General features: G+C 61.8%; 13 protein-coding genes. 5 read left to right on the forward strand and 8 right to left on the reverse strand.

What is annotated here, in order from left to right:
* Positions 1-2: 2 nt before the first annotated feature.
* The 3 genes from PW789_RS14735 to PW789_RS14745 all read right to left on the reverse strand — a co-directional run bounded on the left by PW789_RS14735 (position 3) and on the right by PW789_RS14745 (position 3,940).
* Positions 3-1,442: a phosphoglucomutase/phosphomannomutase family protein gene (locus tag PW789_RS14735; RefSeq protein ID WP_299377686.1), complete on the reverse strand. Its 1,440-nt coding sequence runs from the start codon at positions 1,440-1,442 to the stop codon at positions 3-5.
* 74 nt (positions 1,443-1,516) lie between these two features.
* Entirely contained in the window at positions 1,517-2,650 is a 1,134-nt protein-coding gene (locus tag PW789_RS14740) for a mannose-1-phosphate guanylyltransferase (RefSeq protein ID WP_299377688.1), read from the reverse strand.
* Between the two features lie 93 nt (positions 2,651-2,743).
* The gene (locus PW789_RS14745; RefSeq protein WP_299377690.1) at positions 2,744-3,940 is read right to left on the reverse strand and encodes a pyridoxal phosphate-dependent aminotransferase; all 1,197 of its coding nucleotides are present in this window, start codon (positions 3,938-3,940) and stop codon (positions 2,744-2,746) included.
* 69 nt (positions 3,941-4,009) lie between these two features.
* Between PW789_RS14745 and PW789_RS14750 the strand changes: the two genes are divergently transcribed.
* Both PW789_RS14750 and PW789_RS14755 read left to right on the forward strand, forming a co-directional pair.
* Positions 4,010-4,960 carry an RraA family protein gene (locus PW789_RS14750; protein WP_299377692.1) on the forward strand — a complete coding sequence of 317 codons (951 nt, stop codon included), beginning with the start codon at positions 4,010-4,012 and terminating at the stop codon, positions 4,958-4,960.
* Between the two features lie 60 nt (positions 4,961-5,020).
* A complete protein-coding gene (locus PW789_RS14755) occupies positions 5,021-7,141 on the forward strand; it encodes a PQQ-binding-like beta-propeller repeat protein (RefSeq protein WP_299377694.1) in 2,121 nt (706 codons plus the stop codon).
* A 9-nt stretch (positions 7,142-7,150) separates the two neighbouring features.
* Here PW789_RS14755 and PW789_RS14760 read toward each other — a convergent pair whose 3' ends face one another.
* Positions 7,151-8,503, reverse strand: coding sequence for a hypothetical protein (locus PW789_RS14760; RefSeq protein WP_299377697.1), 1,353 nt, complete (start codon positions 8,501-8,503; stop codon positions 7,151-7,153).
* Positions 8,504-8,608: 105 nt separating this feature from the next.
* Positions 8,609-9,103, reverse strand: coding sequence for a pantetheine-phosphate adenylyltransferase (gene coaD, locus PW789_RS14765; RefSeq protein ID WP_299377899.1), 495 nt, complete (start codon positions 9,101-9,103; stop codon positions 8,609-8,611).
* Between the two features lie 125 nt (positions 9,104-9,228).
* On the opposite strand from coaD, the gene PW789_RS14770 reads away from it, so the two are divergent.
* Genes PW789_RS14770 through PW789_RS14780 form a run of 3 tightly spaced genes read left to right on the forward strand, consistent with a single transcriptional unit; the run spans position 9,229 to position 10,977 of the window.
* Positions 9,229-9,831 (forward strand): sigma-70 family RNA polymerase sigma factor, encoded by a 603-nt coding sequence (locus PW789_RS14770; protein WP_299377699.1) that lies wholly within the window; start codon positions 9,229-9,231, stop codon positions 9,829-9,831.
* Entirely contained in the window at positions 9,828-10,364 is a 537-nt protein-coding gene (locus PW789_RS14775; protein WP_299377701.1) for a hypothetical protein, read from the forward strand. The genes PW789_RS14770 and PW789_RS14775 overlap by 4 nt, the downstream gene beginning before the upstream one ends.
* Before the next feature lies 1 nt (position 10,365).
* Positions 10,366-10,977, forward strand: a complete 612-nt coding sequence (locus PW789_RS14780; RefSeq protein WP_299377703.1) for a Spy/CpxP family protein refolding chaperone — start codon at positions 10,366-10,368, stop codon at positions 10,975-10,977.
* 294 nt (positions 10,978-11,271) lie between these two features.
* Here the strand turns inward: PW789_RS14780 and recA are convergent, their stop codons facing one another.
* The 3 genes from recA to PW789_RS20195 form a co-directional block, all read right to left on the reverse strand.
* On the reverse strand, positions 11,272-12,366 hold the full coding sequence (recA, locus tag PW789_RS14785) for a recombinase RecA (protein ID WP_299377705.1): 1,095 nt from the start codon (positions 12,364-12,366) through the stop codon (positions 11,272-11,274).
* Positions 12,367-12,580: 214 nt separating this feature from the next.
* Positions 12,581-13,372 carry an FAD-dependent thymidylate synthase gene (locus PW789_RS20190; protein ID WP_367182575.1) on the reverse strand — a complete coding sequence of 264 codons (792 nt, stop codon included), beginning with the start codon at positions 13,370-13,372 and terminating at the stop codon, positions 12,581-12,583.
* Positions 13,260-14,159, reverse strand: a complete 900-nt coding sequence (locus PW789_RS20195; protein ID WP_367182565.1) for an FAD-dependent thymidylate synthase — start codon at positions 14,157-14,159, stop codon at positions 13,260-13,262. The genes PW789_RS20190 and PW789_RS20195 overlap by 113 nt, the downstream gene beginning before the upstream one ends.
* Positions 14,160-14,392: the final 233 nt, after the last annotated feature.

A 14,392-nucleotide genomic window follows, 5' to 3' on the forward strand; every position in this document is an offset into this window, starting at 1 on the left:
GCTTAAGCCTTTCCTGCATTAACGAAGTCCGTTGCGGACTTCAGAACCTTTTCGACGGATTCCGTTGAGCAGCTCTCCGAATACACACGCAGCAGCGGCTCCGTGCCCGAAGCGCGCAGCAGCAGCCAGGTCTCCGCCGCATTCTTCTTCGTCTTCGCCTCCGGGTTGTCGAGGAAGAACTTGATGCCGTCCATCGTCTCGACCCGCAGAACCTTCATGCCGGCAAACTCATCCACTCCGGCCTTCGCACGCGAGATCGCCGACTGCTTCAGCTCCTCGGAGATGTGCATGTCGATACGCCCGTACTGGTGCTCGCCAAACTCCTCCTGCAGCGCAGCGATCAGCTCACCCAGCGTCTTCTTCTCATCGGCCATCACGTTGGCCACCAGCAGGCTGTTCAGCATCCCGTCGCGTTCCGGAAGGTGCTTGCTGATGCCGATGCCGCCTGACTCCTCGCCACCGACGAGGATCTCCTTCTCCAGCATCAGGTCAGCGACGTACTTGAAGCCGATGCCGTGCTCGTTCAGCTTGCGGCCATACTTCGCCGCAATGCGATCCATCATCTTCGTCGTGTTGAAGGCGCGCGTCAGCTCGCCCGGCCACTTCTTACGCTCCAGCAGCCACCACGCGATCAGGCTCAGCAGCTTGTGCGCGTCGACCACGTTGCCGTACTCGTCCACCGAGCCGATGCGGTCCGCGTCGCCGTCCGTCACCAGACCGGCATCGCAACGCTCTCCCACCACGGCAACCTGTGTCTCGGCGATGTGCGGAAGAATCGGCTCCGGGTTGATACCCGGAAATGCCGGGTTGATCTCGTTGCGAATCTCGGTGTAAGGGATGTCGGCCTTGGAGAAGATACCTGCGACAACGCCCCGGCCCGCGCCGTACATTACGTCGAGCAGAAACTTGAACCCGGATGCCTTGATCGCCTCCAGATCGACAAACCTGGCAATCGCAGCGACGTACTCCGGCAGAAAATCGACTTCGGTAATCGAGGCTGGCGTCGCGGCCTTCGCCAGCGGCTTGTCCAGATAGCTCTCGATCGCGGTCATGATCGAAGGCTTGCCCGAGCCGCCATAGCTGGCCTTGTACTTCACGCCGTTCCACTCCGCCGGATTGTGGCTCGACGTAATCATCACGCCGCCCGCGGCCTTACGCTCACGCACCGCAAACGAGAGCGCCGGTGTCGGCGTCACATCCTTCGCCAGCTGAACCGGAATTCCGGCATCGGCGATTACCTGCGCGGCAACCCGCGCAAACGACTGCGAGCCGAAGCGCGTATCCCAGCCGATGCAGACACCGGCCTTGGCGTCCTCATGGGAGAGCACATAGTTCGCAATCGCCGCAACGGCGACACGCACATTCGCATAGGTAAAGTCATCGGCAATAATGCCGCGCCAACCATCGGTTCCAAACTTCACCACTGACTTTGTCTCTGACATAGGAATCTCTTGTCTGTTCCTTCTTGAGTGACACTTCTCGTTAAGAGACAGCACCGCTGCCCCTGTTGGATCGCCTAAACCAGATCTTCCCGGCCTGCACGCTTCAGCTCTGCCACAACTCTGCCCACGTCCTGCGAACGCTCGCGCGTCGTAATCAGCAACGCATCGTCGGTCTCAACCACCACCAGGTCGCTGACGCCCACCAGCGCCACAGCCTTGCCCGGCGCGTACACATAGTTGCCCTGCGAATCGATATCGACACACGCCTGATTGGTCTTATCGAAGATATTCTTCTTCGCCAGATCATCCGGCCCGCAGTGCGCTACATGCTCGTGCAACGCCGACCAGCACCCCAGGTCATTCCAGATAAAGTCAGCCGGCAGACAGTAGATCTCCGAGGCCTCTTCGCCCTTTGCCGAACGTGGCTCCAGCACCGCATAGTCAATCGAGATGTTCTCGCACAGCGGATACACCTCGGCAAAGATCTGCGTAAACTCCGGTGTCCCGTAAGCCGCTGCAATCTTTTCCATCAACGGAGCCATCGCAGGGCAGTGCTCGCGGATCGCGGACGCCAGCGTCTTTGCACTCCACAGAAACATGCCGCTGTTCCAGGCATAGTTGCCCGACGCCATAAAGACCTCGGCCAGAGCCTTGTGCGGCTTTTCCGTAAAGCGCCTTACCCTTCGGACTTCAATCCCGCCGGCGACCTCAGTGACGGCGTCGACCGCTTCACCGCGCTCGATATATCCGTAGCCTGTCTCAGCCTTCGTCGCCGGTACGCCCAGCACGACGATCCTCTCACCGCTGGCAGCGATCTTCGCTCCCGCCTTCACGATCTCGGCAAAACGGTCTATATCGCCTACGACATGATCGGAGGGGAAGATGCCGATCACGGCATTGGGGTTCGTCGTCTCCAACAGAAACGCCGCCAGAGCGCAGGCCGGAGCGGTGTTGCGCGCCGCGGGCTCGTTAAGGATCTTGCCCTCATCCAGTCCAGGCAGCTGACGCACAATCTCTTCACGCAGCAGGTCGTTGGTGATCACCCAGATATCGCTGGCACTTGAGACCTTCGACAGACGATCCACTGTCTGCTGAATCATGGTCTGCTCGCCATCCAGCGCCAGAACCTGCTTCGCTCTGGAGCGGCGGCTTCTCGGCCAGAACCGGGTTCCGCTACCACCGGCAAGAATCACTGGTGCAAAATGCAATGTTTCCTCCATTTGACGCACGTCGCTCATCTCTATCGATTCCACAGAAAAACCGCATCGGCTTGATCCGATGCGGCCCCGTTCTGAATTTTCCTACCCTAACGATGCGAAGTACTCCCGCATCCTCTTCACGCCCTCGTCAATCACATCATGCGAGACCGCGTAAGAGAGGCGGATATGGTCTGCCGTTCCGAATGCCTCACCCGGCACCACCACCACATGCGCTTCGCTCAGTAGCTTCGCCGCCAGGTCGGTCGCAGACTTCACGCCGCCCCTGCCGATGAAGTTCTTCACGTTCGGATACACGTAGAAGGCACCCTCGGGAACCGTGCAGGTCAATCCAGGGATCGTCTTGAAGCCCTCGAGCACACGATCGCGCAGCTTCACATAGTCCGCGCGCATCTCCGCGACGCATTCCTGCGAGCTCGATACCGCAGCGATCGATGCACGCTGCACCATACTCGCCGTATTCGAGGTCGACTGCGACTGCAGCTTGCTCATCGCGGCAATCACGGCCTTCGGCCCCAGCGCATAACCAGCGCGCCAGCCAGTCATCGCATAGGTCTTCGATAGCGAACCCAGCACGACGACGTGCTCCTTGCAGTCGAGGAAGCTTCCACCGGAGACGATGTTGCCCGTGAAGTTCAGATAGACGTAGCACTCATCCAGCAGCACAAAGATGTCGCGCTTGTGCGCCATGCGGACGATCGCCTCAAGATCCTCGGGCGAGACAACCGCACCCGACGGATTCGACGGCGTATTCAGGATGATCGCCTTCGTCTTCGGCGTAATCGCCGCTTCAATCATCTTCGCCGTCACACGGAAGTTCTCCGCCTCGTTCGACTGAACGAAGACCGGGGTGCCCCCTGCGTACTGAATGATGTCCTTGAACGACACCCAGTACGGCACCGGCAGAATGACCTCATCGCCATGATCGACCAGAACCTGGATGGCATTGAAGAGCGCCAGCTTACCGCCCGTCGTAAAGACGCACTCCTCGGGGGTGTAATCCGAACCGAAGTCCGTCTTGTGACGATCGACGATCGCCCTGCGAATCTCCGGCGTTCCCGCCACGTTCGTGTAACGGGTAAAGTTATTCTCAATCGCCTCGATCGCGGCATCCTTGATGTGCCGCGGAGTGTTGAAGTGGGGCTCGCCCGCGCCAAAGTCCGACAGGTCGATGCCCTCGGACTTCAGCTTCAGCGCCGCCGCCGTAATCGCCATCGTCGCCGAAACTTCGATGCGGCCGATGCGGTCCGCAAACACCTTGGTTGCCGTTGCTGTGCTCATAGCAATAGTGTGTCAGATTTGACGACCGAGCGAAAGGCATACTGCTACCGCAAAGGAGCTATGGCCTCCGTGCTCTATCTTAGGGAGATCATGATGATCCGCCGCCTCTGCGCCGCCCTGCTGATGACCGTAACCACCGTGGTACCCGCCGTTTCCCAGGTAAAAACCAGCCGGGAGCAGATCCTCTTCTACACCGCCGGCTGGCACGGCGAGCGCTTCCCCGACGGACGCCCAAAGCTCCCCGACTCCCTGCTCACCCGCGCCCTCGACGTCTCCCTCGAAGACATCTGGGACTTCCTGCGCGAGCGCAAGTACGACTGCCAGTACGAGGGGAACTGGCAATCCCTGCACCCCGATAAGCCCTTCGCAGGCCGAGCGCTGACCGCCCAGTACATGCCCCAACGTCCCGACATGGCCAAAGCCATCGACGCCGAAGGCAAGCAGGAGGGGCGCAAGAGCGGCAACAACAGCTGGCCCATCAATGATCTCGTCGAAGGCGATGTCTACGTCGCCGACGGCTACGGCAAGGTCATCGACGGCACCCTCATCGGCTCCAACCTCGGCAGCGGAATCGCCGCGCACACCCACGGCGGCTTCGTCTTCGACGCGGGCATCCGCGACGCCGAGGAGAACCGCGAGATCGCCAACCTCAACGGCCTCTACCGCGCCTACGATCCGTCCTTCATCGTCGACGAGACGCTGACCGCGATCAATGCCCCCATCCGCATCGGCCGCGCCACCGTGCTGCCCGGCGATCTCGTCCTCGCCAAGCGCGACGGCGTCATCTTCATACCCGCCATCCTCGCAGAAGAGGCCATCGCCACCGCCGAGTTCACCAAGCTGCAGGACACCTTCAACTTCGAGCTCAACCACTCCGGCAAAAACGGAGCCGAGTTCGAAGGCGGCTGGAACGCCGCCAAATATGACGCCTTCGTCAAATGGATCGACGCCCACCCCGACAAGCTGAAGATGCCGCGCTCCGAGTTCGACACCATGGTGAAAGATCATCGCAAGGACTAGCTCTGTTTTCTTCCATCACAACGGACGCCTGAGTCACTGGCGTCCGTTATGATTCCGGCGGTGAAAAAAACCGCCGAACTTCCGTCGCTAATCGTCGCAGCGCTCGCCAGCTTTGCCTGCACAGCCGTCTCGTTGGCCCAGCAGGCAGATTGGCCCGCGCCGGGAGCCACCTCCGGCAACTCCCACTACTCCTCGCTCGCGCAGATCAACCGCTCCAACGCCGCCAGCCTCAAGGAGTCATGGCGCTTCGATACCGGCGAAGCCGGAGGACTGGAGACGACGCCACTCGTCATCGACGGTGTCCTCTACGGTCTCACTCCCTCAAAAAAGGTCTTCGCAATCGACGCCGCGACCGGCAGGCAGATTTGGAAGTTCGATTCCGGCGTGAAGGCGCCCTCCGCCAGCCGCGGACTCAACTGGTGGACCAGCGGCAAAGAAAACCGCCTGCTCGTCGGCATCGCCAACTTCCTCTACGCAATCGACCCCGCCACCGGTAAGCCCATCGCCTCATTCGGAACCGACGGACGCATCGACCTGCGCGAGAACCTTGGCCGCCCTCCCGAGAGCCAGTCCGTCTCGCTCAACTCTCCCGGAGTCGTCTACAAAGACCTCATCATCGTCGGCAGCTCGCTCCCCGAGAGCATCCCCGCGCCCCCCGGCGACATCCGCGCCTACGATGTTCGAACCGGCGCTCTCCGCTGGAGCTTTCACACCATTCCTCATCCCGGCGAACCCGGCTACCAGACCTGGTCGCCGGACTCCTGGAAGACCTCCGGCGCCGCCAACAACTGGGCCGGCATGGCGCTCGACGCCGAGCGAGGCATCGTCTACGTTCCCACCGGCTCAGCCGTCCCCGACTTCTACGGAGCAGGACGCCTCGGCGACGATCTCTACGCCAACACCCTGCTCGCCCTCGACGCTACGACCGGAAAACTCCTCTGGCACTTTCAGGGTGTCCATCACGACATCTGGGACCGCGACTTCCCGGCGCCCCCCATCCTCCTCACCGTCCGCCGCAACGGCAAAGCCATCCCCGCCGTCGCTCAGACCACCAAGCAGGGCATCCTCTTCGTCTTCGACCGTGTCAGCGGCAAGCCGATCTTCCCCATCGAGGAGCGCCCCGTACTCGCCAGCGACATCCCCGGCGAAGTTGCCGCAAAGACCCAGCCCTACCCCAGCGTGCCCGAGGCCTTCGCTCCCCAGACCGTCACCGAAGCCAACCTGACCAACCGCACTCCCGCAGCTCACGCCTGGGCGGTCGAACGCCTGCGCCAGGTCCGCAGCGATGGTCCTTATGTCCCTCTCTCCGTTGGAAAGGACACCCTCGTTACTCCCAGCTTCGAGGGAGGCGCGGAATGGGGAGGCCCGGCCTCCGATCCCTCCACCGGCGTCGTCTACATCAACGCCAACAACTACGCCTCGCTGGGGATGCTCATCTCCAGCGCCTCCGACCTTCCTGGCCGCGCCACCTACCTGTCCCAGTGCTCGGTCTGCCACGGCGACCACCGGCAGGGCGAGCCGCCCGCCTTCCCCTCGCTCAACGCCGTCGGCAAACGCCTGACCGCCGCACAGATCTCTGACACCATCCATCACGGCAAAGGCCGCATGCCGCCCTTCCCCATCGAAGGCAGGCAGCTCAACGACCTGCTCAGCTATCTCGAAACCACCGAGTCGTCCCTCGAAAAACCACCCTCCGAACAGCAGGGAGAAACGTCTTCAGCGGAGAAGTCTCAACAGAAGCCCGATGGCCAATACACCATCACCGGATATCGCCGCTTCCTCGACCCCGACGGCTACCCCGCCACCGCGACACCGTGGGGCAGCCTGAACGCCATCGACCTCAACACCGGCAAATATCTCTGGAAGCTTCCGCTGGGCCAGTACCCCGAGCTCGCCGCGCAAGGGCTACCTGATACCGGAAGCGAAAACTACGGCGGCCCCATCGTCACCGCTGGTGGCCTGCTCTTCATCGCCGCCACCAACTTCGACCACAAGATTCGCGCCTTCGACAAGACCACCGGCAAGCTGCTCTGGGAGTCCACCATGCCCTTCGCCGGTAACGCCACACCCGTCACCTACATGGTCCACGGCAAGCAGTACATCGCCATCGCAGCCGGAGGCTCCAGCATGAACCCGCGCGGCCCGACCGGAGGCGTCTACATCGCCTTCGCCCTGCCGTAGCCCCCGCCACTAGCGCCGTCGCAGCCGAGGCCTGCAGATCTCGTCGAACGGCCGCATCAGGAACGTTCCCGGCATCCCCGAGACCAGCACCGAACCATCCGCATCGAAGTGCGCCGTCCGGTACTCCCCCTCCGGCAGGGCGTTCACCCTGCGCCAGTTCCGCCCGCTGTCCTCGCTCACATACACCCCGGTGATCGATGTCACCACCGCGCGGTTCAGCCTCGCCGGATCCACATCCACCGAGTACGCCCGCACATTCGGACCCGCCTCGTCCGTCGTCGGATGAATCAGAAACGTCGGGCTCGTCACCTTGCTCACCATGCCCGGCCCCACCGGGTTATACACGCCCCAGCACGCCGCGATATGCAGTCCGCCCACAACCGTCATGCCGTGAATCGCAGAGTCATCCCCAACGCCATCCACCCTGCTCCATCGCATCGTCGCCATGTTCAGCAGATAAGCCTGGTCGCCCGTGCCCACGTACATGAAGTGCGGCTTCACCGCCTTGGGGTCGTCGAACTGGATCGACAGCAAATCCATCTGCGACGGCAGCCCGGTAATCCTGCGATCCGACACCCAATTCCCGCTCGCCCCCCTGCGATACACGTAGAGCTGCGGCGACCGATCGAAGTAACCGAACCCCAGGTAGAGCGTCCCCCCATCGGACGACAGCAACGCCACATTGGCGCGCACCGGCTCACCCGGCTTCTTCGTCAGCGGAATCTTCGATGGCCCATCCGGTACCCGAGGTCCGTCGATCGAACGGATCACCGCCGAGGTCGTCCCCGGCTGCGACACCACCTCGAAGGCCCCCTTCTGCGTCGTCAGAACGAAGGTCCTTCCTCCCGGCGCGACGATAAACCCGTTCCGCAGCCCTTCACCGATCTGCGCCTCGAAGTAGCTCGAACCCACGCGGGAGACAGGAGTCCATGTCTCGCCCCCATCCGTAGTCTTCGAGATGTACATGAAACGCCTGTCCGCAGGCACCGCCTCGCTTAGATCGGCCGTCAGGGCCCAGAAGACGTCCTGGTCGTCGGCTCCCGGCTCCATCGCCGTGGCCTCGATAAAGTCCCCGGCATACTCATGGCTGCCCGGCAGCGTCTTTACCTGGTCGATGGCGCACTCCGGCGGCTCCTCCACGTCCTCTCCCCGCCGCGAGAACAGCTTCGACGAAGCACCGCGCCGCGCAGTCTTACCGGAGACGGTGCCCGTCGACCTCGCACCTGTGGCAGTCGCCTTCTTCGCAGACGTTGCCGCCTTCGGAGCCGCAGGCCGTGACGCACCCTGCGGCCACACCGGTGCAGCAGCAGCCAGCAGAAGTCCCGCCGCTGCAAAGGCAAGACGGCCTTTCTTCCTGAGCATGTGGTCTTTATCGAAACAAAGGGCAGGACACAAACCGCGGCACGGAGAGACCTCTCTCTCAACCTTTATCGTCTCCCAACGACCGCCGCTCCCCATGACTCCACCCTACACCTGGCTCGGAACCTTCTGCTTCAGCCGCTCCACCACCAGCGGCGGGACCAGAGACGAAACATCGCCACCCAGCTGAAAAACTCCCTTGATCAGCCGCGAGCTCACGTAGGTGTACTTCTCCGCCGGCATCATGAACAGCGTCTCCAGCTCCGGGTCGAGCTTCCGGTTCATCATCGCCATCTGGAACTCGTACTCGTAGTCCGAGATGGCCCGAATCCCGCGCAGCACTGCCTTGGCTCCCTGCTGGCGGCAGAAATCCACCAACAGCCCGTCGAAGGTCTCCACCGTCACGTTACCGAACCCCTTGACAGCCTCGGAGATCATCTCGAATCGTTCCGGCACTGTAAATAAAGGAGTTCCCTTCTCAGAGTTGCGCAGAATCGCCACCACCAGCTGGTCGACAATCTTCGAGCCCCGCGCAATCAGGTCCAGGTGTCCGTTCGTCAGGGGATCAAAGGTTCCGGGGTAGATGGCTTTTACGGTATGCACCTCAGCAGCATAAATCGTTTTGGGCAAAATAATCCCCGTTTCGTAGTCTTCCCCGCAGCCTTGCCCGTCTCTTCCAATAGTTGGCAAAGATATTCAAAAGTCTCGCTTTGCCCTTGGAAATGAGCATGCCCATCGACGCCATCGCCTCGAATCTTCTCACCAACGTCCCGGCGGCAACCGGACCGGTCGTTACACCGTTCGACGACATCGAGATGGTGGTCGTCAACCACCAGAAGCGTATCTTCCGGTTTCTCTTCGCTTCGGTGCGCGACGCTGACCTCGCGCAGACACTCACGCAGGAGACTTTTCTTCGCGTCTGGAACACCCGCCATGCCTTTCGCGGCGAGTGCTCCGTCTCCACCTGGCTTACCCGCATCGCCCTCAACCTGCTGCGCGATCACACCCGCACCGGACGGTTTCGCTTCTGGCGCCGTGCCACCGCCAGTGCCGTCGATGCCACCGAGATCGCTCCGTTCCTGCCCAGCAACGAGTCTCCGCTCGAGTCGCGCCTCATCGCCAGCGAACAGATGTCGATGATCTGGAAGACCGTGGACAGCCTCTCGCCCCGCCAGCGTTCCGTTTTTCTGCTTCGTTTTGTCGAGGACATGGAGTTGACCGAGATTGCAGCCGCTACGGGCATCCCGTTGAGCACCGTCAAAAGCCATCTCTACCGTGCCCTGGCTACCGTCCGCGCACGCCACGCCAAATCTTCCCTGGAGTCCCTATGACACCCCACCTCACCCACGAGCAACTCTGCGATCTTCTGCTCTCCAACCACGCCACCGACGAGTGGATCTTCGCCTCGCCCGAGCTTGAGGCCGCACACGATCACGTTGACGGCTGCCCCAGCTGCGCCGCGGAGTTGGCCACCCTCGTACAGTCGATGACGCTGTTTCGCACCTCGACCGACGCCTGGTCGCATCACGCTCAGAGCCATCAGTCCCTCGTGCAGGCCAGCAGCCTGAAGCAGGCTGCCAGACACCGCTCCGGACTGCTGCACGCTCCTCTCGCATGGGCCGCTGGAGCTGCCCTGGCACTTGCCATCGCCGTCCCTTACACCATCCACCACATGGACACCGTGGCGGACGAAGCAGCCTCCGTCAACACCCCGGCAGCGAGGGAGACTCCTCGCACCACCCAATCGGATGAGGCACTGCTCGAAGAGGTCAATCAGACCATCTCTTCTTCGGTCCCCACCCCCATGCAGCCACTTGCGGATCCGACCGCCAGCCAAACCACCAGTTCGCAAAGGAAGAACTAACATGAATAACAGACGAATCCTGGTCGCCTTCTCCATCGCTGCCCTCTGCGGCACCTCTGCTCTGGCCCAGCAGAACAGAAACGCTGATCACCCACGGGTGGAGCGCGCCGAGTTTCACGGCGATCCCGGCCCCGGCGGCCCTGGTGGCCCCGGCTTTGGCGGACCGCACGGCATTCCCTCCATGCTGCCTCCCGGCATGTGGTGGAAGAACCCCGATCTGATCCAGAAGCTGAATCTGACCGATGACCAGAGAAAGCGGATGGACGATATCTTCCAGCAGGCCCGTATGCAGCTGATCGACCTGAAAGCGAACGTCGAAAAGCAGGAGCTGCTGCTGGAGCCCATGCTCGCGGACAATCCCCCGGACACCAACAAGGTTCTGTCGCAGATCGACCATGTCGCCTCGGCGCGTGCGGAGCTTGAGAAGTCGCTGGCCCGTATGCTCCTCGGCATTCGCGGCGTTCTCACCGCTGATCAGTGGACGAAGCTGCAGGCAGAGCGCCCGAAGTTTCATGGTCGCGACGGCCGTGATGGTCACGGAGACTTCGGTCCCGGTGGAGCTCATTCCAACGGCTTCAAGGGACCCGGCGGTCCTGGCGCACCGCTCAGCTAACAAATTCGGCCGATGCCCGCTCCCCAGGGCACTGATCATCGGCCTCTAACCTTGTGGCCTCATGCCATAAGAATCGGGCCACAGAGCCCGAAATGAGAAGCTCCATCTCCCGGACGCCCCGGCTCTCGCTTGCGAGGGTTGGGGCGCGATTGTTTGAGCGGCTTCCCAACCCCACAGGTTCCGGCAAACCCCGCCCCGTCCTCATCTGAGCAACGTCCACATCTGCACAAAATCTGCAAAAAAAAGAAGGGAGCCTTTTTAAGGCTCCCTTCTTCAACTTAATCGACGGCGATGTTACTGAGCCGCTGCGCCCCTGCGCGGACGGACCGCCTCGGTCGCCGCGGCTGCTCCGTTTGCCGGAACCGCCGGAACCTCGGTGGCGTCGGTAGCATCACTGGAGATTAGGCCGAGCTTCTTGCGCAGTTCCGTGTCGATCCTGGCAAAGGTCTCCTTGTTCTCCTTTAGGAAGTTGCGTACATTCTCACGTCCCTGGCCGATGCGTTCGCCGGAGTAGCTGTACCAGGCGCCGCTCTTGTCGACGATATTGTGCAGCACCGCGAGGTCCAGCACATCCCCCTCACGCGAGATGCCCTCGCCGTACAGGATGTCGAACTCGGCGTCGCGGAACGGAGCCGCCACCTTGTTCTTCACGATCTTGGTCTTGGTGCGCGAACCCACCACCACGTCGCCGTCCTTCACCGCGCCGATACGGCGGATGTCGATACGCACCGAGGAGTAAAACTTCAGCGCACGGCCACCGGTCGTCGTCTCCGGATTGCCGAACATGACACCGATCTTCTCGCGGATCTGGTTAATAAAGATCAGGCAGGTACGCGACTTCGCTACCGTACCGGTCAGCTTGCGCAGCGCCTGCGACATCAGTCGCGCCTGCAGGCCGACGTGCGAATCGCCCATCTCGCCGTCGATTTCAGCCTTGGGAACGAGCGCTGCCACCGAGTCGACAACCAGCACATCGATCGCCCCCGAGCGCACCAGCGCCTCCACGATCTCAAGCGCCTGCTCACCGTAGTCCGGCTGCGAGATCAGAAGATTGTCGATATCGACGCCCAGCTTCTTCGCATAGGCCGGATCGAGCGCATGCTCTGCGTCGACGAAGGCAGCGAGACCACCGACCTTCTGTGCCTCGGCAATGATCTGCAGCGTGATCGTCGTCTTACCCGAAGACTCAGGCCCGAAGATCTCCACCACGCGGCCACGCGGCACACCGCCCACACCCAGCGCAGCATCGAACGAGATCGACCCCGTCGAGATGACCGAGATTGGAACGATCGCCTCCTTGGCTCCGAGTCGCATAATCGACCCCTTGCCAAACTGCTTCTCCAGCTGTGAAAGTGCTGTCTCTATAGCCTTGTTGCGGTCATCTGCCACTTGGTGGTCTCCTCTGGATAACGTCAAGACGGATTCTAGCAGTTAAAAACGGAAAGGCAAATAAAAAGCGAACACCGATCGTTCGGCCGAAATAAATCCATTTCCCACAGAAAAGTAACTACTCAAGGTAACCATAAATATTTCAATGGCTTACCGCTCAGAGTCAAGCGTACATACGGTGTCCGCTTGACCCAATAAGCTGCACGAACTCCGGCTATCGCTTCAGCAGGTCCACCGGCTCATTCACGTCCTCAATACGGAAGTGCCGCTCCAGTACGGGGTGCCTCTGCGCGGCGGCCTTGTACATCGCCCACGCGACACGGCGGTAGCTGAAATGTCCAGCCACCCCCGATCGCAGCTCGGAGATATAGAGCGCCTCGGCGAAGTCCATCTTGAACATCGACCGGCAACGTGTGCCCAGCGGCAGAAGATACTGGGCCGACTGCGTGGCCTCCTGCACACCTGAGTCGCGCAAAGTTCTATAGGCCGCAAAGGCCGCATCCATCGCAGCCTTATACTCGGCTTCGAGTCCAGCCTCGGCGAGCGTGGGCTGGCCGGGGCAGATCGGCTCCTCGTAGCCATGCGCGTCGGTGTACCCCTGCAGCAGCTGCACGCAGCGGCGATGGCGGTGCATGTCGCGGAAGCCGCCGATGTCCATCAGAATGTCGAAGCGAAAGCTCTGCCCCGCAGAGAAGCTGCGTAACAGCTCATCGTGCCGTCCGCGGTGCTTTGTCCCCAGCGCAATTAACTCGTCGATCTTCCCCGCATCGAGCGCCGCGACATGGCTGCGCAACTGCCGGTAGCTGTAATGGCAGTTCGGATAGAGCAGCGACGTCGCAAGCTCCACCTCCAGCGGCTCGTCGTCGTCCAGCAGGTCGACCACCGGAGCCGGCTCAATCGCTGCCCCCTTCATCAGTTCGGCCGCAGCATGTTCCAGCTCCCGCCGCGACTCCGCCGTATAAGGATTCGGTGTCGCATACTTCACCAGCGTCGGCGCCGTGGCCACATCGCGCATTCAGAATCGCCGAGGCGCGCTTGCCGCAGCCGCCGTCCACCGATCCGATCTCCTCGCACAGCACCTCGGCATCGGCGCGATGAACGTTCCAAGCCGGTTCAGTCGCCGCCTTGCGCAGCTTCTCGGCGATCTCGCGTATCTCGGCAAACTCGCTCGTCAACAGCCGCGAGACCTGCGTCTCCAGCGTGCGGGCGTTCACAATCTGCCCCAGCGAGGTGTTGGTCGCCAGCGGCAACAGGTACCGCGCCACATCGAAGGCCCGCGCCTTCAGCGTGCGGGTATAGGCGTCATCCTTCATCTCTGCGGGCTGCGGGATGGCGCGCTTGAGCGCCTCGAGCATATCGGCGCTCAGGCGCTGGTAGCTCAAAAAGAGTGACTCGGCTGCAGCCGTGTACTCCGCCGTCTTCTCGCCCAGCTCCGGCGTGTACCAGCCGGACCGGCGAAAGTCCTGGTAGCGCGTCGAGCGCTCCTGACCGTCCCAGCGCTGTTCGTCCACCAGCTCAATCGCCGCCAGCAGGCTCAGCCTCTCAATCGCGAACGGGATATGCGCCAGATCGGCGATCGACCGGTGCCCATACTGGAAGTAGAAGGTGTTCAAAAACTGCTCGGCGCGCTGCGAGCTGATCTCTGCCAGCGACTCCTTCATGCTCAACGCCGAGCGCGAATACTTCGCCATGGCATAGGCCAGCACCTCGGGATCGGCACCGTGGATAGCATAGACATCGGTTTCGCTGGCAGCTGGCTTCAGATCGGGATTCTTCGCTGTGGGTTCAGACATGGCTCGCACAAGGATACCGTGGTACACGGTGGAATTTGCTAACGTGGGTGATCGAGCACATCAGGTCTTTACTGCAAAGGCCCGTATCGCCGCTTGCCCGGTCTTTGGAGCCTTCGCAGTGTGGGAAACTAACAGGAGGACCGCTGGCTCCGCGCCCGATCGGTCTTCGGTTCCTTCGGCTGGTGCTCCGTGGAAGGTTTTCAGCACTGCAGCAAATCAGAAGAGAACTTGAG

The sequence above is a fragment of the Edaphobacter sp. genome, assembly GCF_028283685.1.
GTDB lineage: Bacteria > Acidobacteriota > Terriglobia > Terriglobales > Acidobacteriaceae > Edaphobacter.